Source organism: Brumimicrobium mesophilum (genome assembly GCF_003025005.1).
In the GTDB taxonomy this organism is placed as follows: Bacteria; Bacteroidota; Bacteroidia; order Flavobacteriales_D; family Crocinitomicaceae; genus Brumimicrobium; species Brumimicrobium mesophilum.
Genome location: NZ_PVSS01000002.1, coordinates 262199 through 280650, shown reverse-complemented (window position 1 = coordinate 280650; position 18452 = coordinate 262199). Strand labels below are relative to the sequence as shown.

General features: G+C 33.4%; 11 protein-coding genes. 7 read left to right on the top strand and 4 right to left on the bottom strand.

The features are described 5' to 3' along the window. Nucleotides 1–8: 8 nt before the first annotated feature. From C6368_RS02900 to C6368_RS02870, 7 genes are all read left to right on the top strand, one after another. Nucleotides 9–329, top strand: a complete 321-nt coding sequence (locus C6368_RS02900; protein WP_107037681.1) for a DNA-directed RNA polymerase subunit omega — start codon at nt 9–11, stop codon at nt 327–329. A 9-nt stretch (nt 330–338) separates the two neighbouring features. Next, nucleotides 339–1538, top strand: coding sequence for a bifunctional phosphopantothenoylcysteine decarboxylase/phosphopantothenate--cysteine ligase CoaBC (gene coaBC / locus C6368_RS02895; protein ID WP_107037680.1), 1200 nt, complete (start codon nt 339–341; stop codon nt 1536–1538). After that, nucleotides 1535–2437 carry a type IX secretion system protein PorD gene (gene porD / locus C6368_RS02890; RefSeq protein ID WP_107037679.1) on the top strand — a complete coding sequence of 301 codons (903 nt, stop codon included), beginning with the start codon at nt 1535–1537 and terminating at the stop codon, nt 2435–2437. The genes coaBC and porD overlap by 4 nt, the downstream gene beginning before the upstream one ends. After that, nucleotides 2437–4080 (top strand): DNA repair protein RecN, encoded by a 1644-nt coding sequence (gene recN / locus C6368_RS02885; protein WP_107037678.1) that lies wholly within the window; start codon nt 2437–2439, stop codon nt 4078–4080. Before porD ends, recN begins: the two co-directional genes overlap by 1 nt. Continuing rightward, nucleotides 4073–4471 carry a DUF423 domain-containing protein gene (locus C6368_RS02880; RefSeq protein ID WP_107037677.1) on the top strand — a complete coding sequence of 133 codons (399 nt, stop codon included), beginning with the start codon at nt 4073–4075 and terminating at the stop codon, nt 4469–4471. Before recN ends, C6368_RS02880 begins: the two co-directional genes overlap by 8 nt. Before the next feature lie 109 nt (nt 4472–4580). Continuing rightward, the gene (pckA, locus tag C6368_RS02875) at nt 4581–6197 is read left to right on the top strand and encodes a phosphoenolpyruvate carboxykinase (ATP) (protein ID WP_107037676.1); all 1617 of its coding nucleotides are present in this window, start codon (nt 4581–4583) and stop codon (nt 6195–6197) included. A gap of 97 nt (nt 6198–6294) precedes the next feature. Continuing rightward, the gene (locus tag C6368_RS02870) at nt 6295–7782 is read left to right on the top strand and encodes a VWD domain-containing protein (protein ID WP_107037675.1); all 1488 of its coding nucleotides are present in this window, start codon (nt 6295–6297) and stop codon (nt 7780–7782) included. 355 nt (nt 7783–8137) lie between these two features. Here C6368_RS02870 and C6368_RS02865 read toward each other — a convergent pair whose 3' ends face one another. The 4 genes from C6368_RS02865 to C6368_RS02850 all read right to left on the bottom strand — a co-directional run bounded on the left by C6368_RS02865 (nt 8138) and on the right by C6368_RS02850 (nt 18449). Beyond that, nucleotides 8138–11287 carry a tetratricopeptide repeat protein gene (locus tag C6368_RS02865; protein WP_107037674.1) on the bottom strand — a complete coding sequence of 1050 codons (3150 nt, stop codon included), beginning with the start codon at nt 11285–11287 and terminating at the stop codon, nt 8138–8140. Between the two features lie 1075 nt (nt 11288–12362). After that, nucleotides 12363–14024, bottom strand: coding sequence for a SulP family inorganic anion transporter (locus tag C6368_RS02860; protein ID WP_107037673.1), 1662 nt, complete (start codon nt 14022–14024; stop codon nt 12363–12365). Between the two features lie 184 nt (nt 14025–14208). Then, on the bottom strand, nt 14209–17325 hold the full coding sequence (locus C6368_RS02855) for an efflux RND transporter permease subunit (protein WP_107037672.1): 3117 nt from the start codon (nt 17323–17325) through the stop codon (nt 14209–14211). Next, the gene (locus C6368_RS02850; RefSeq protein WP_107037671.1) at nt 17325–18449 is read right to left on the bottom strand and encodes an efflux RND transporter periplasmic adaptor subunit; all 1125 of its coding nucleotides are present in this window, start codon (nt 18447–18449) and stop codon (nt 17325–17327) included. The genes C6368_RS02855 and C6368_RS02850 overlap by 1 nt, the downstream gene beginning before the upstream one ends. Nucleotides 18450–18452: the final 3 nt, after the last annotated feature.

The window sequence follows — 18452 nt, the reverse complement described above, 5'->3', positions numbered from 1 at the left end:
TTATAAATATGAGCTTTAAAAATAGTAGAGCAGAACGTTCAACAATTACTAGGGATACAGTAGACTTAGAAGAAGGAACTAACAATATCTATGAATCAATCGTTGTGCTTTCAAAGCGTGCAAATCAAATTAATGTTGATTTAAAAGATGAGTTAACTCATAAGCTTCAAGAATTCGCATCTACTACAGATAATCTAGAAGAGATTTTCGAAAATAGAGAGCAAATTGAAATTTCTCGTTTCTATGAGCGTCTTCCTAAGCCAGTTTCTATGGCAATAGATGAATTCGAAAGAGGAGAAATTACAATTGAGCGTAAAATTGAAGAGTAAAAAACTACAATGTTAAAAGGAAAACGCATTGTTATTGGTATCTCAGGAGGTATCGCTGCATATAAAATTGCGTTTCTAATCAGAATATTAAAACAAAAAGGGGCAGAAGTTAAATGTATTTTAACTTCTGCCTCTTCTGATTTTATCACACCTTTAACCGTTTCTACGCTGTCACAAAATCCTGCTTATATTGATTTCTGGAATAAAGACAATGGGGAGTGGACTAATCATGTGGAAATGGGAGCATGGGGAGATGTCATTTTATTGGCACCTTTAACGGCAAATACCTTGGCGAAGATCGCGAATGGGTACTGTGATAATTTGTTGACCGCTACTTATTTATCAGCTAAATGTCCTGTGATTGTGGCTCCAGCTATGGATTTAGACATGTATTCACATGAAACCACTACTGAAAATCTTAGGAAATTAGAAAGTCATGGTGTTAAGGTGATTCCCGCAGAGGAAGGATTCTTGGCCAGTGGGCTAATTGGTCAAGGAAGAATGGCTGAACCAGAAACCATAGTTGAAGAATTGGAATCTTTCTTTAGTATTTCAAGTACTATGGAAGGTCATAAAGTTTTGGTAACCGCCGGACCTACATACGAAGCAATTGACCCTGTTCGTTTTATAGGGAATCATTCTACCGGAAAAATGGGCTTTGCAATTGTTGAAAGTTTATTGGAAAGAGGAGCTAAAGTTATTTTAATTGCTGGCCCAACCCAATGTGAAATTCATCACGAAAACCTTACAAGAATAGATATTAAAACTGCGGATGAAATGCTAGCAGCTGCTCAAAAGAATTTTCCAAATTGTACAGGAGGAATTTTCGCAGCAGCAGTTTCAGATTATCGACCAAAATCTATTGCAGAACAAAAAATCAAAAAATCATCTGATGAAATGACCATAGAGATGATTAAAAATCCAGATGTTCTTAAAACAATTGGTCAATCAAAATCTGAGGATCAATTCTTAGTTGGATTTGCTTTAGAAACAAACAATGCAGTCGAATATGGCGCTGAGAAACTCAAGAAGAAAAACTTAGATTTAATTGTTGTGAACTCCCTTGAGGATGAGGGTGCTGGATTTGGTCACGATACAAATAAGATTACACTGTTGGACTTCAACAATAAAACTACTAAATTTGAGTTATCTTCAAAGAAAGTAGTTGCCAATAATATATTGGATTATCTAATTAAATTAAAGAAATGAAATTTATCCTAACTATAATATCTTTGCTATCAATACTGTATGTTTCTGGACAAGAATTGAATTGTCAAGTGAATGTGGTAACTAAGCCAGGTGTAGATATCACAACAACTGAGCAAGAAGTTCTAAGTGAATTAGAGCAATCCATTTTCGAATTGATGAATAGTACAAGCTGGACGAAAGATCAATATGAAGTCGAAGAACGTATAAATTGTGTGTTTCAATTGTCTATCACAAAGGTTTCTGGGAATGGTGTGTTTGAAGGTTCACTTCAAGTTCAGGCTACAAGACCAGTTTACAATTCTACCTATAATACTACATTAATCAATTTCCTTGATGAGGATGTGAGTTTTGCATACCAAAGAAATGCACAAATATTATTTTCAGAAAATCAATTTACCAGTAATCTTACCTCAATATTGGCATTTTATGCTTATTACATTATTGGATTAGACGCAGATTCCTTTTCGCTTAGAGCGGGAGACCCTAACTTTAATAAGGCTCAGAATATTGTTACTTTGGCTCAAAGTGGTGGTGGATTAGGTTGGAGATCAAGTGAAAAAGGGAGAAGAAATAGATATTGGCTAATAGATAATACTTTACAGGAGCTTTTCTCACCTTTAAGAGAAACTTTCTATGAATATCACAGAGATGGTTTAGATAATATGTTTAACAATCAAGAGTTGGCAAAAACAAACATTTCTGCAGCTGTAAATAAATTGTTAGCCGTAAATAATTCACGTCCTGGATCTGTAAATATTCTCAATTTTGTTCAGTCTAAAAGAGATGAATTGAAAGGGATTTATGGAGAAGCAGATAGAAAACAGAAAATTGAATTGGTGAATACTTTGAAAAGATTAGATCCAGCCAATTCTTCTAAATACCAAGAAATACTTGAATAATGCTTAATCGATTATCGGTAAAGAACTTTGCATTAATAGAGAATGCACAAATTGAATTAGAAAGTGGTTTCACCGTAATTACTGGTGAAACAGGTTCAGGGAAATCAATTTTGCTTGGTGCACTTAAATTGATTTTAGGCGAACGTGCCGATTATTCAGTGATTCGAGATGTTGAGAAAAAGACTATCGTTGAAGCTGTTTTTAAGATCAATGAAAAAGCTTATGCAGACTTTTTTAAGTTAAATGACTTAGATTTAGAGTCAGAAACAATTATCAGAAGAGAAATTCATGCGAAAGGGAAGTCAAGGGCTTTCATTAATGACACGCCAGTTCAACTGAATGTATTAAAGGAGTTAACTCAAGGATTAATACACATTCATTCTCAACACCATACATTAGCATTAAAAGATACTGCATTTCAAAGGTCAATTTTGGATGTTATCGCAGAAAATAGTTCCACTTTATCCGACTTAAAATCTGTTTATAGTTCAGCTAGAAAGTTGAAAAAGGAAATTAAAAGATTAGAAGAAAGTAAATCAAAACTTGAATTAGAACATGAGTTTAATTCTTTCCAATTGGATGAACTTGTAAAACTTAACTTAACACAACAGGATTACGAAAGCATAGAGAAAGAAGTTGAAAGAGGAGAGCAATTTGAAGAAATTAAATCCGCTTATCAAATAATTTCTCATTTGGTAAATGACGATGATGAAGGAGTGATTAGTATACTAAGTAAACTAATTAAAAATGCCAATGTCAATGATCCAAAAGTAGGAGAGTTAATAGAACGTATTCAATCGGTAAGGTTAGAACTTAACGATATCGCTGCAATTGCAGAAGATGATTTATCTGAAATGACTTTAGAGCCAGAAACTTTAAATAGTTATATCAATAAATTGGACGCTTACAATTCTGCTATGAGAAAGCACAACTTAAATTCTCAAAGTGAATTACTAGATTTGTTTAACTCTCTGGTCAAGGAAGTTGAGGATTCTGGACATATAGACGAGCGAATTGAAGAAATGAATGCTGAACTTCAAATAGTGAACACTAAAGCATTAAAATATGCTGAAGTATTATCTGCTTCTCGTAAAAAAGTAGCTAAAAAACTTGAAAAAGAAGTTGCTGAATTGCTCAATCAATTAAAACTAGTTGGAGCAACAATTCGATTTGATTTTGAACCGATTGAGTTAGGAGAATTTGGAACAGATAATATTTCGCTTTATTTTGCTCCTAACAAAGGAATGACTCCTCAGATAATTGAAAAATCTGCCTCTGGGGGAGAATTATCTAGATTGATGTTAGTGATTCAATATTTATTGTCTCAGAAACAACAACTACCAACAGTTATTTTTGATGAGATTGATACGGGAGTGTCTGGTGAAGTAGCTCAAAAAATTGGAGATCATTTAAAGAAAATGGGAGAAACCATGCAATTAATGGCGATAACCCATTTGCCACAAGTGGCAAGTAAGGGGACACATCACATTTTGGTTAAAAAACAAGATGAGGAGGGGATTACGAAAACCTATCTAAATCGAATTGAAAATGATCAACGCGTTGAGGAAATAGCCAAATTAATGAGTGGGAGTAAAATTAATGAAGCCGCTTTAATGAATGCAAAAAACTTGATGAATGAGTGATAAAAAGTTTATTTTAATAGGATTAATATTTATTGTACTTGGAATTATTCTTGGCGCGATGGGAGCCCATTATCTAAAAATAATTGGAGTTTCTGAAAGTCAAATAGATAGTTTTGACACGGGTGCTAATTATTTGTTTTATAATGGAATAGCTGCATTGGCAGTTGCTGGAATTGCCCATAAATTTGATTTTGAAATTTCTTTTCAATTTAATTTAATTCTTTGGGGAACGATTTTATTCTCCGGTTCAATTTTCGCATTGGTCTTATTGCCTATTGCAGGAGTTGAAATCAATAAATTTATTGGACCAATTACTCCGATTGGAGGAATGATTATGATATTCGGATGGTTGACCATGTTGATTAAATACTTAAGGACTTATAAGTCATAGTTTTTCAACATTTAAAAAAGCATTGTGAATAAAATACAAGATAAATTAAGTATATGCGATTAATATCGCTTATTTTTGTAAAAATAAAGCTCAACGTAAATATAAAATTATGAATGAATTTGGTAAAAGAGGTTCGAATACCAATTTAAAGTCGGACATTGGATTAGGAAACCTAGGAAATGTTTATTGGAACATGACTCCAGCGGAATTAGTAGAAGATACAATTCTATTAGGTGAAGGAATAATGACTGATTCGGGAGCAATCGCTGTTGATACTGGAACATTTACAGGTAGATCACCAGAAGATCGTTTTATCGTTTGCGATGAAAAAACTGAAAACACTGTTTGGTGGGGAAAAGTTAACAAGAAATTTGACGCAGATAAATTTGATGCACTTTACAATAGAATGAAAGCATACCTTACGGATAAGGACATGTATGTTAGAGATTCTTATGCTTGTGCAGATGATGATTACAGAATGAATATTCGTGTAGTAACTGAATTGCCTTGGTCTAACATGTTTGCTTATAACATGTTTTTACGTCCAACAGATGAAGAAATTAAAAATTTCAAACCTGAATGGCATGTAGTATGCGCTCCAAATTTTATGGCTGATCCAGAAATTGATGGAACAAGACAATCTAACTTCGCAGTGATAAATTTCACTAAGAAAATGATAATCATCGGTGGAACAGGATATACAGGAGAGATCAAAAAAGGAATTTTCTCTGTATTGAATTATGTTCTTCCATTCGAGAAAGATGTACTTTCTATGCACTGTTCAGCTAACGTTGGAAAAGATGGAGACACTGCAATTTTCTTTGGTCTTTCAGGGACAGGAAAAACAACTTTATCATCTGATGAAGATCGTCGTTTAATTGGTGATGATGAGCATGGATGGGCTGATAACGGAAGTGTATTCAACTTCGAAGGAGGTTGTTATGCAAAAACGATCAATCTTTCAGCTGAGAAAGAACCACAAATTTATGACGCAATTAAATTTGGAGCAATTTTGGAAAACATTGGTTTCCATGAAGATTCTTCAACTCCAGATTACGATTGTGATAAGATAACACAAAACACTCGTGTTTCTTACCCAATCCACCACATTGACAATATTATGGTTCCTTCTAAAGGAAATGATCCAAAAAATATTTTCTTTTTAACATGTGATGCATTTGGAGTATTGCCTCCAATTTCTAAATTGACTTCAGGTCAAGCGATGTATCACTTTATTTCTGGTTATACTGCAAAAGTTGCTGGAACTGAAGCTGGAATTACTGAGCCACAAACTGTATTCTCTGCATGTTTTGGAGCTCCTTTCTTGCCTTTACATCCAACGAAATACGCTGAGATGCTAGGAAATAAAATTGAAAGTAATGATGTAAATGTATGGTTGGTCAACACTGGTTGGTCAGGTGGTGCTTATGGAACTGGTTCAAGAATGAAATTGAAATATACACGTTCTTTAATTACTGCAGCCTTAACTGGTGAGTTGGATAAAGTAGATTACATTACAGATGAAATATTTGGTTTAAATATGCCTACTTCATGTCCAGACGTGCCTACTGAAATTTTAAATCCAGTGAATACATGGGAAGACAAGGCAGCATTTGATAAAAAAGCGAATGAGTTAGCACAAGCATTTGTGAAAAACTTTGAAACTTTTGAAAGCAATGCATCAGAAGAAATTTTGAGCGCTGCGCCTAAGGTGATGGTAAAATAAAAATTAGATTAATTATATTTTAAAGCCTCGACGGATTCGTCGGGGCTTTTTTGGTATAAAAATTGGATTGCATATATTTGAACATAAATTTAGAAATATGAAATACTTTACTTTGTTACTCGTACAGCTGTTTGCCTTATCACTATGGGCAAATATTCAATCAGACCCTGTTCCTTTCGAAAGGCAAGACTCTGATCATATAAAAGAAATTTTAAAAGCATGGAATACTGAAAAAGGGGAATACCTTTATGAAAGCATGGCTGCAATTGTAATGCATGAAAAACAACCAGAGCGACCTTTTGGAGTGAATCAAACATCATACGAATTATTACAAACAATGGATGATAATCGTATTGATAGAATGGAGCGAATTGCCGCAACAGAATTACAAAACGAAAGAAACACCCATTCTGGTGAAAGATATTACTGGAAAGAATGGTCTGATTATTTACAATCTTCTAGATGTGAAATGAATAGAGATGGAAAATCGAGTGGTGATCCTCACATGAGAACATTCGATGGAGAAAGTTTTGATTTTCAGAATGCAGGTGATTATTTATTAACTGCATCGGAAGACAATTCATTTATGATTCAAACACAACAAATGAGAACAAGTAGTAGCGTTGCTTTAAATAGTGCTGTTGCAATGAATATAAATGGAGATTTGTTAACTTTTACATCAGTTTCGAAAGATAGTGAGGAAAAAATGATTCATATTAACGGTGAAGAAATTCAAACAGAAAAAACTGACCTTGCTCTTCCTCAAGGTGGAGTAGTGAATTATTCAAAAGGAAAATATCTTGTAAAATGGCCTACTGGTGAGCAATTGAGTATTTCTGAACGTTCATTTAAAGATTCTAAATTATTCGATTTAAATGTTTATGTTCCTCAATGTAATTCAAATTACTACGGTTTATTGGGAAACAATGATGGAGACCGAAAAAATGATTTGGTTGTTTATGACCGTGAAACAGATTCTGAATTGACAAGAGAGTCGGGTGAAATGAACAGAGAAGATGTTTTTGGAAGTAACAGAAGAAACCCTGTTGTTCTGGAAAGAGTTTCAAAAGAATTGTTTTTCATAACTAGAACTTATGGAGGAGAATTTCAATTGGATGAATCCACTTCTTTATTAAGAGAGCAAATGGTTAATATACCTGATAGTATTCGTTACCCGAAAGAATTATTAACTCTGGCACAATTAGAAGACGAGCAAATTGAAGAAGGATTACGAAAAGCTAGAGAAGCTGGAGTGGCAGAAGAAGATATGTTTGAAGCCGTTTATGATTACGGTCATTTAGGTTTGGAACCAATCGCTATGACTGACGATTATGTTGCTCCAAAAGAAGCTAATCGTTCAAAAGAGCCTATATTAAATAAAGATGGTGATGGTTTAAAGGAGAATGAAGAGAAATCTACCAATTCACAAATTAGAGTGAGACCTTCTATTTTTATCGGTACAGGAGTGCGTGTATCACCACCAAGAAGAAATTATCCAAGAACTCAACCAAGTCCTTCAACTCCAAGAAGAACTGGAGGTACATCACCGAGAATTCCAACCTCTCCAAGATCAGGAGGCAGATAATTGCGTAAATTTAAAGTAGTGAATTAGTGAATATTAATCCTGAGATCGAAGTTCGGTTTCAGGATTTTTTTATGGATTGGGTTATATTTTTTAGAAAAATTGGAGGGCAATTAATTAGGTTTTTAATTTATGAAATCGCAATTACTATTTGACCATCTTGTTTGAACGTGGAAGTCTTAATTTTAGATGGCTGTCAGATATTTTGTAGGTGGAGAAATAGTTTTAATCTATTAAATTTAGTGGTTGAAATTACTTTAGAAAACTCTTGACTCTAATTAATGGGGATAATTCCGAAAATTCTTGGCATCCCACAAATTGGATTTGTGAAAGAACTAAAGCTATTATAAATTGAATATCATTTTTTTTCCAACGAAGGAGCGACACCAAAGTGTTTTTTGAAGGTTTTACTAAAATAAACTGGATCTTCATAACCCACTTCCCAAGCCGTTTCTGAAACATTGTAACCGTTTTTCAAAAGTTCTTTCGCTTTCTCAAGTCTAATGTTTCTAATGTATTTTGCTGGTGAAGTGTCGATCAAACTATTGAGTTTCCTGGTAATCTGGCTAGAGGAGAGGTACATCTCTTCTGCTAATTCTGGAACTCCAAATTGTTGATTGTTGATATTACTGAATACTATTTTTTCAATTTTTTCTATAAATTCTCGTTCTTTATCATTGAATTTACTGATGTTCTCATCCTTAGAAATTATCGTGTTTTTGTTGAATGACCTTCTGAAATTTTCTCGGGTTAATAAAATATTTCTAATTTTTAATTTGATTTCAGCAATCAAAAATGGTTTGGTAAGGTAATCATCAACACCTATTTCCAACCCTGAAATTTTATCCTTCATGTCAGATTTCGCTGTTAACAGTATAATCGGAATATGAGATGTAGCAATATTGTTTTTTAATTCTTTACTTAATTCCAAACCATCTGTGACGGGCATCATAACATCGCTAATAATGAGGTCTGGAAGGCATTTTTCTGCTAATTCTATTCCTTTTCTTCCATTTTCAGCTTCTAAGAATTGATAATTTTCATTTAAGCTTTCCGTAATTAGTTTACGAATTTCAATTTGATCTTCAACTACTAGAATGATTGGTTTATCGGACTTTGCCTCTTCGGAGTTGTGTTGTGAGGTGTCAGAATATGAAATGTTTGCTGCTAAACTTGATTCTATTTTGGGTTGAAGTGAATCCACGTCAAATTGACCACTTTTTAAAGTTACTGTAAATTTAGCGCCATCACCTTCTATTGACTCAACTTTTACACTTCCTCCATGTAAAAGCGCAAGTTCTTTTACAAAAGCTAAACCTATTCCAGAACCTTCAAAAGTTCTTTGTTTTTCTGTTTCAACCTGATAAAATCTTTCAAAAATGTTATTAATATCATCGGGTGAAATTCCTAATCCTGAATCGTTTACATGGATAAATATTGTTTCCTCATCTATATTTCCTAGAATTAATTCAATTTGACCATTATTAGGGGTGAATTTCAATGCATTGGATAACAGATTAGAAACTATGGTAGCTATAGCTTCTTGGGAATAAACGAAATTTTCAATGTCAAAATTTTCATCTAATTTGTTTTGATAATTATAAGTGATGTTTTTCTGTTTGGCAAGGGTTTCGAAGGTCTCTTTTGACTTTAACAAAGTTTTCATTAGAAATCCTTTTTGATAATGAAGTTGGTATTTTCCTTCTTCCATTCTTGATAACTCCATTAACTGATTAATGAGCTGAAGCAACCTGTCACTGCTGTTTTCCATCTCAACTAATCTTTTTTCTTCGCCAATTTCCGTATTGGTTTTTAAAATTTCTAAATGTCCTTTAATTAATGTTAGTGGTGTTCTAAATTCATGAGTGATGTTGGTAAGGAATCTCGATTTAAATTCTTCCGTCTTTTTAATCTGGTCGACTTCTCTCTTTTCAAATTCAATGTTTTTTTGTTGAATTTTAATGTTTTTTTGTCTTAACCTAAAGAAATAAATAATTATGATAGTAAGTAGTGAGGTGAGTACCAAAAGAACTATAGCAAGATTTCTTTCTGCATTTTTAGTTTCTAATTTAACCTCCGCAATGGCTTCCTTTTTTTCAAATTCAAATTGATAGGCCAACCTTTCAGTATCTAGTTGGTCGCGATTTTCTTTTATAAAATTGGCTGTATATAATTTGTAATTCTTCAATGCAGAAGGATAGTCGTTTAAAATGCTGTCGGCAATAAAAAGATGTTGATAGATAAATGGGAGGTGAGATCTTGATTTAGAGGAGATATAATGTGCAAGTGCGTGTTCTAATTCAACCTTTGCTTTCTCAGCTTGTCCTGTTTTGGCAAGTATTCCACCATATATTCTACTTATATCAATAGATAATTTATGATCCTTGATATTTTTATCATTTAAAATTCTTGCTTGATTCAAGAATTTTATAGCCTTAGGGTAATTCTTGCTCTCAAAATACAAGTTACTTGTACTGATAAGTAATTCAGTAATGTGTTTATCTTCATTGAGCTTCTCGAATATAAAACGGGCTTTATCGAGATAATATTCCGATTTTTTGTATTTCCGATGGGCAGTGGAAATTTCACCTCGTTGTTTATAGGCAATGGCCAATCTCAAAGTGTCACTTATATCTTTACAGATTTCAATATTGTTGTTGTTGAATTCTAGTGCTTTCTCAAATTCTCTAATTTCTTTATAAACATCTGATATTAAAGAATTCATCCAAAGTACGCCTTTGACATTTTTATCATGTTCATAGTATTTTTTTGAAATAAGTAAATAATGAATAGCTTCCCGTTTATTCCCTATTTCTAAATGTGAAAGACCCAGGTTTCCAGCAGATAGCGAGATTTTGAAAGATACTTTTTTCTGTTGATGAATTCTTAAAGCTCTTTTAAAATTTTCAATAGCTAATTCAAAATTATCTTGATGAAAATAAATGTGTCCCAAATAATCTGAGTAAAACGCTTCTCGATATTGAAAATTCAATTTTTCGCATAATGCAAGCCCCTTTTTATGGGCACTGATTGCCGAAACCGTATCCCCTAATTCTAAATAGGTTTCTCCAAGGTATTGATAATTAAAACTGAGATCTTTTTCCTGATTATATTTTGTTAATTCTTTATCGGCTTCAATTAAAATTGGAAGCGCATTTATATAATCCTCGCGATCAAAATAAATTGACCCCAAGGTTGTAAGGGCACTAGCTGTGGCCTTCTTTTGATTAAGACTTTCGGAAACTTCCATAGCAACATTTATAGAGTAGAGTGCTTCTTCATACATTTCAATACTCGATAATAGTTGACTTAATTCTATATGTTGATAAACATAATTTAAATCCTTTTTATCATCGTTAATTTCAGCTTTAATACTGTGGATCTTTTGCAATTGAATCTCCCTAATTCCATTTTCTGATTGTGCTTCAATGGTAATTAAAAACAATGGAGCTATAAAAACAATTGAAAAGAATCGAAGGGAAATATAAAAGTTGCGATAGAAGGTCATTTGCAGTTTTTGTAAGATAGTAGTAAAAAAATAATTAATAAGAAACAAATAATACCTATATGAGTTTAATTAATAATGTAAACTGTAAAAAATGAGACTTATTTTGATTTTCTAAATTTAAATATTTGTCATTCATGTAGATTAATATTTTTTGATCCTACCCTAAAAAACGATATTTCTGCAATATGTAGGTTTTGAGTTACGTCGTCCAAATATAGCCATTAATCTAAGGTTTTGCTTGTTTGGGACATCGTAATTAGATTGAATGCATAATATTTCACTCCTTTTTTACTGTTTTTTTATGAAGTTATAATGTAACTTCAGTTCTCATAAAATAATGACTTTAAATTGTAATTGTAAGTATTTCAAGTATTTACATTTTTGGTTGTATTTTTTAGCTTTAAATTTACCTAGTTTCTGCATTAAAAACACCAATATATTTCTGTATGCTGCCGCTATATTTGCACTATTGAACAACACAAAAAATATAAATATCATAAGACATTACCGTAGCCACAAAAGTCAACAAAAAAGAAGACTATCTTGATGAAATTAAAAATGTTATTGAAAACTAGATTTAATCACCATAATTCACAATAACATCAATCCCTAAATCAGATTCAATTTTCAAAGATAAGTTTTAGTATAAAGAGGATGATTTCATTAATTTGAGATTGTCCTTTTTTATTTTTGTTAAAATTGAATTTATAATTAAAATAGGTCCTGACGTAACCGGAAATCCTGATGAATTTGTTGATTCAGCTGCATACTAATTAATCGCGACCAGAGTAAGCGCCTTAATTAGTATTTTTTGCAGTGTAATAAAACAAAGAAACAGATTGGAGGTGAAGGCAGAATGAGGCCACCAAATAATTGATATTCTATAATAAAAGCTCGAGCTTTCTTTCTATGTTTCTCTTCACCCGGTATAAGAAAACGCGGCACGTCTATTGATAATTAATAGAGATCAATGCATTAGACGCTTTATTATTCTGTGGGTTAAATTATTACAAATACTTCGCAGAACGAATTCAAATTCACACGATGTTATCCACAAAATCTTAACCATTAAAAATTACAACTTATACTCCGACAGTGGCTTAGGAAAGTCTTCCGGATTGGCCACCAAGTGATATCTTGGATCTTCTATGTCTTCGACGATAACTTCCTTGAATTTTGGACTGGCTTTATACATTAACGCTTTACAGTCTTGACTCAAGTGTTTTAATTTAATTGTTTTCCCTTCGGCTTCGTATTTTTCAACGATATTGAAAATGGCTTCCAACGCAGAATGGTCACTTACACGTGATTCAACAAAATCGATTTCTATCTTTTCTGGGTCGTTTTTAGGGTCAAATTTCTCATTGAAGGCTTGAATAGAACCGAAGAATAGTGGCCCCCAAATTTCATACACTTTCGTTCCATCTTCTTTTACACGTTTTCTAGCACGAATACGCACTGCGTTCTGCCAAGCAAATGATAAGGCAGAAATGATTACACCAACGAATACTGCGATGGCTAAATCAAAAATTACAGTAACTGCAGAAACGATAATTAAAACTACGGCGTCCGATTTTGGGATTTTCTTTAAAATTCGGAAACTAGACCAAGCAAATGTTTGAATTACCATCATAAACATTACCCCAACAAGCGCTGCGATTGGAACTTGTTCAATTAATTTATCTGTAAATAGAATGAAAGTTAATAAAGTGAGTGCCATCATGATTCCAGATAAACGTCCACGGCCACCAGCGTTGAGGTTAATTACGGTTTGACCAATCATTCCACAACCTCCAGTACCTCCGAAAAGTCCTGACATGATATTTCCAGTTCCTTGAGCGATACATTCTTTGTCTCCATTTCCTCTGGTATCAGTCATTTCATCAACCAAATTCATGGTCATTAAAGATTCAATTAATCCAACTGATGCAGCTAGGAATGCATAAGGTAAAATGAATTTTAAGGTATCTAAATTAAGCGGTAGATTTTGCCATAACTCCATGTTTGGAGTAGGTAATTCACCTTTTAAGCCAGTTCCACCACCTTCAATAATGTAAGAGCCCACAGTTGAAACGTCTAAATCTATTCCAATTGCCAATAATGTTGTAACTAAAATTGCTGTTAAAGCCGCTGGAATTTTCTTTGTGATTTTAGGCAATAGCCAGATAATCCCCATAGTAAGAAGAACTAAAGCAATCATTATGTACAACTCTGTTCCGAACATAAAAGTGCTCACGTATTCTTTTACACCATTTTCTCCAATGACCATTTCTTTGTGAGAAAACATTTTTACCTGAGCCCAGAAAATCACGATTGCTAAACCGTTTACAAATCCCATCATTACTGGATGCGGAATTAATCGTACAAATCGACCGAGTTTAAAAACACCAGCAAAAATTTGAATCACACCCATTAAAATCACACAGGCCATGAGGTAAAAGAATCCCATATTTTCTATAGGTTGATCGAACAACATTCCTTTTGCATGTCCATCAGCAATCATTGTAACGAAAATAACTGCAACTGCACCCGCTGCACCAGAAATAAGTCCAGGTCTTCCTCCAAAAATAGCAGCAATCAAACCAACAATAAAGGCTCCAGAAAGCGCCATTAACGGATCGATTTGTGCAACAAAAGCAAAAGCTACAACTTCTGGAATCATTGCTAAAGACACAGTAATTCCACTTAAAACATCGTTTTTGGGATTCGTTGTAAATTTTCGAATAAATTTATTCATCGTTCTATTTTTATGGGGTGCAAAAATAGACTTAAAAAAGCTAATCACAAATGAATGTTTACTTAAAATCAAAAGGTTTAAGGGTGAAAATTAAAAATGGTTCTGAAGCTTTGTTTTAAAATCAACTCGACCTTTGAAACAAAGTAACAGAACCACTTCTGATTAATTATTAATTGTTATTGAATTATTCAATAGTTTTTTGTTTAGTTTGAGGAAGGTTACTTGACTTCCTGTAAGCCCAATAAAAGATTTGCGGTAACACGGTTAATGAAAGCACCATACAAATCATTAGTCCTCCAACAATCATTATGGCCAAAGGTTTTTGAATTTCGGATCCCATACTTGTTGAAAGTGCAGCGGGTAATAATCCCATAGATCCCATCAAAGCAATCATAACAATAGGTCGAATTCTACTGTAAACACCCCGGGATATGGCATCTTTTAAATTCATAAAGCGTAAGTTTTCTTTCATTACGGCAATTAAAATTATACTATTAATTGTATTTACTCCAAAGAGAATAATAAATCCAATTCCAGCAGATATTCCGAATGTTGTTCCTGTAATCCAAAGCGAAGCAAATCCACCAATAAATGCAAAAGGAATTGTACTTGCTGCGATAAGCGTATCTTTTGTACTTCCAAAATTGAAATACAAGAGGAATAAAATTAAAACTAAAACAGCTGGAACAATCATCGCTAATTGTTTTGTAGCGCGTTCTTTACTTTCAAACTCACCAGACCAAACCATTTTGTTCTTTTTTGGAAGATTTACATTTGCTTCAACTAGTCCTTTAGCTTCTTCAATCGTAGATCCTAAATCTCTACCTTCAATACTGAATCCAATGGCAATAAATCGACCTCCTCCTTCACGATAAATGAATGCTGGACCAGTTAAGTATTCTATTGTTGCAATCTCTTTTAAAGGAATTTTTCTTCCGCTTGATGATGAAATTAGAATATCTCCAATTTTATTTGCGTCATCCCTAAACTCTTTTTGGAAGCGCAAACGAACATCGAAAACACGCTCATCTTCATAAAACTTTGTTGCTTCTGCTCCTCCAATAGCCATTTCAATGACTGCTTGAGCATGTTGAATGTCAACTCCATACCTCGCAATTTTATGATCAAGGAGTTGAATTCTTAGTTCAGGAAGTCCAATATTTCGATATACATTAATGTCAGTAATTCCTTCTACATTATTTATGTTTTTCGCAACTTCATCTGCGTATTCTTCAAGTTGGAAAAGATCATCTCCAAATATTTTTATGACTAAAGAACTTTTTACTCCTGCAACATATTCTTCAACATTATCTTGAATGGGTTGGCTAAAACCGAAGACAACTCCAGGGAAAATGTTTAGCTTTTTTCTCATTTCATTCAATAGCTGTTCCTTTGAAACATCTCGACTCCATTCTTTTTCGGGATGCAATTGAATGTGAAATTCATTATTGAAAAAACCTGTAGGATCAGAGCCATCATTTGGTCTTCCTGTTTGTGTAAGAACAAACTCAACTTCTTCAAAGCTTCTAATTTCAGCTTTCATTTTCTTGGAAAGCTTCACCGATTCTTCTAGGTTAATATTGTTTGGTAAAGTTGCTCTTACATAAAGTGCTCCTTCATTTAAACTAGGTATAAACTCAGTTCCATAATTCATAAATGCTGTAGAACAAAGTACCAGAAGTCCTATAAATGCAGAAATAGTTATTTTTTTATTTCGGCTACTCCAAAGAAACATTTTGTTCATGTATTTTTGGAATCCTCTGGACACAAAATTTTCTTTTTCTTTTACATTCTTTTTAAGTAAAGCTTTTAACATGACAGGAACGAATGTTATGCTTAAAAGTAAAGAACCGATAAGCGCATAACCGAGAGTAAAGGCTAGGGGAGAGAACATTTTTCCTTCAACTTTTTGGAAGGAGAAAATTGGGAGCAGTGCAACAATCAATATAATTTGAGCGAAGACGATATAAGAAGCTACGCTTCCAGCGCTCTTTTTAATCATTCCAGATTTGCTGACTTTATTGAAACGTTTCATTCCTAGTTTCTCTGCTTGTGTGGCCATTCCTACGAAAACGGTTTCTACAATGACCAAGGTTCCCTCGAGCAGTAAACCAAAATCAATTGCTCCCATAGAAATTAAATTAGCGGGTAAACCTTGAATTCTCAACATGATTATTGCAAAAAGAAAAGATAATGGGATAACTGAAGCCACAATTACTGTGGTTCTCCAATTGAACAGGAAAATAAACACAATAAATGAAACCAAAAGTATACCTTCAACAATATTTTTACTTACTGTAGTTACGGTTGTATTTACCAAGTCAGTTCTGTCAATAAAAGGAACAATTTTTACATCATCTGGCAAAATAGTATTGTTGAGTTCTTCAATTTTGGCTTTTAAACTACTAATAACATCTCCTGGATTTTCACCACGTAGCATCACAACAATTCCTTGAACCACATCGTCTTGGTCTTGGAAACCAACTTGTCCTAATCTAGGCTTGGATGAAATATTTACCTCAGCCACGTGTTTTACTAAGATTGGAGCGTTATCCCTAACTTCAATAATGATGTTTTCAATGTCCTCAATTTTTTCTAGTAATCCTATCCCACGTACGACATAAGCTTGCGAACCGCGTTCTATAACATCACCACCAACATTAATATTTGTTTTGGCTACTGCTTCATGAACTTCTAAAGGTGATAAACCATAACTCTCGAGTTCTTGGGGATTAATCTTAATCTCATAAATTTTTTCTTCACCACCAAAACTTACAACATTTGCAATTCCAGGAACAGAGACTATCTCTCTTTCTATTAACCAATCTTGGATTGCAGACTGTTCTTTAATCGGGCGATCACTTTCAATAATATACCTGAAAATTTCACCTGTTGCACCAAAAGGAGGTTCGATTTCTGCTTCAGCTCCTTCGGGAAGTCCAATTCCTTGTAAGCGATTTGAAGTGTATTGTTGTGCAAAAAAATCTTCGACTTCGTCTTCAAACAATACCGTAACCACAGATAGTCCAAACAATGAAATTGAACGAACTTCAGCTTTTTTCGGAATTGTATTCATTTCCTTCATTAAAGGAAGTGTTACAAATTTCTCTACTTCTTCAGCACTTCGACCTGGCCATTGTGTAATTATTCTCGTTCGTGTATTAGTTACATCCGGGAAAGCCTCAATCGGGGTATTGATCAAACTTATTATTCCCGCCACAATTAAAACTCCTGTAAGGAAAATAACGATGAATGAATTCTTCAGGGAAAAACCTATTATATTTTGTATCAACTTATTCATTAATCTTGTTTTTGAAAGTTCTTAATTTGTTCGAATAAGAGTAAATTATTCTTTACTATAAGTTTATCTTCAGGATTTAAATTATCCTCGATATAACATTTTTCATTGCTCTGACTGATGAAATTAACAGGTGTTTTTAGGAGGTTACAATCATCCTTGTAAACCACAACGTAGTTATTATTATCATCAAAAATCAATGCATCTGTAGGAATGGACATTACATTTAGCCCCGTTTTTTGTCTTGCGATTACGTCAACAAACATTCCTGGTTTTAATAACATGTCTTTATTTTCAATTGAAACACGGGCTTTTAAAACTCTTGAATCATTGTCAATGACGTAAGGAATTGCATCTATTTTTCCCGAGAAAACTGTGTCTGGATAGGAAAGTGAACGAATATTTACTTCCATACCTTGACTTATGTTTTGAATGTTGGAAGAATAAACACTGATTTGGACCCAAATTTCACTTAAATCAGAAATAGTAAATAATGATTCATCATAGGCCGAAACATGACTTCCTGATGTAATGTTTTTTTCAGTGATATAGCCAGAACCAGGTGCCTTTATTAAAAACACACCATTTTCTGTACTGGCATTGTAAAGTTCTAAATTTGAACCTATCCCTTCCAATTCAGATTCCAATGAAATGACAGTGCTTTCAGCTTGATTCAGTTGTTTTAAGGATGCAATTCCATCATTATGCATCGATAGAATTGATTTGTAATCTTGTTTTGCAACTGTTAATTGTGAAGTCAATATTTTTTGTTGAGATTTCCATTCGGAAAGTTCAGTGCTTTTTACTCTTGCTAAAACCTGACCTTTTTGAACAAAGTCTCCAAGTGAAAAATTAGTTCCAACTATGATCCCATTCACCAAATTACTAAAATGAATAACCTTATCTGGAACGGTTTCAACAACTCCGGTCATTGGAATCTCGTTCATCATCATTTCTTGAATTGGACTTACGGTTTCTATTTCGAAATTTTCATCTAAACAGAAGGACTTGTCTTTGTTAATTTTGTCAATTTGGGTTTGATCTGTATTTTCTGAGCAGGATATTAATAAGGATATTACCAGCGTGCTACTTAATATTAATGGGATGTTTTTATTCCAAATAATCATGAT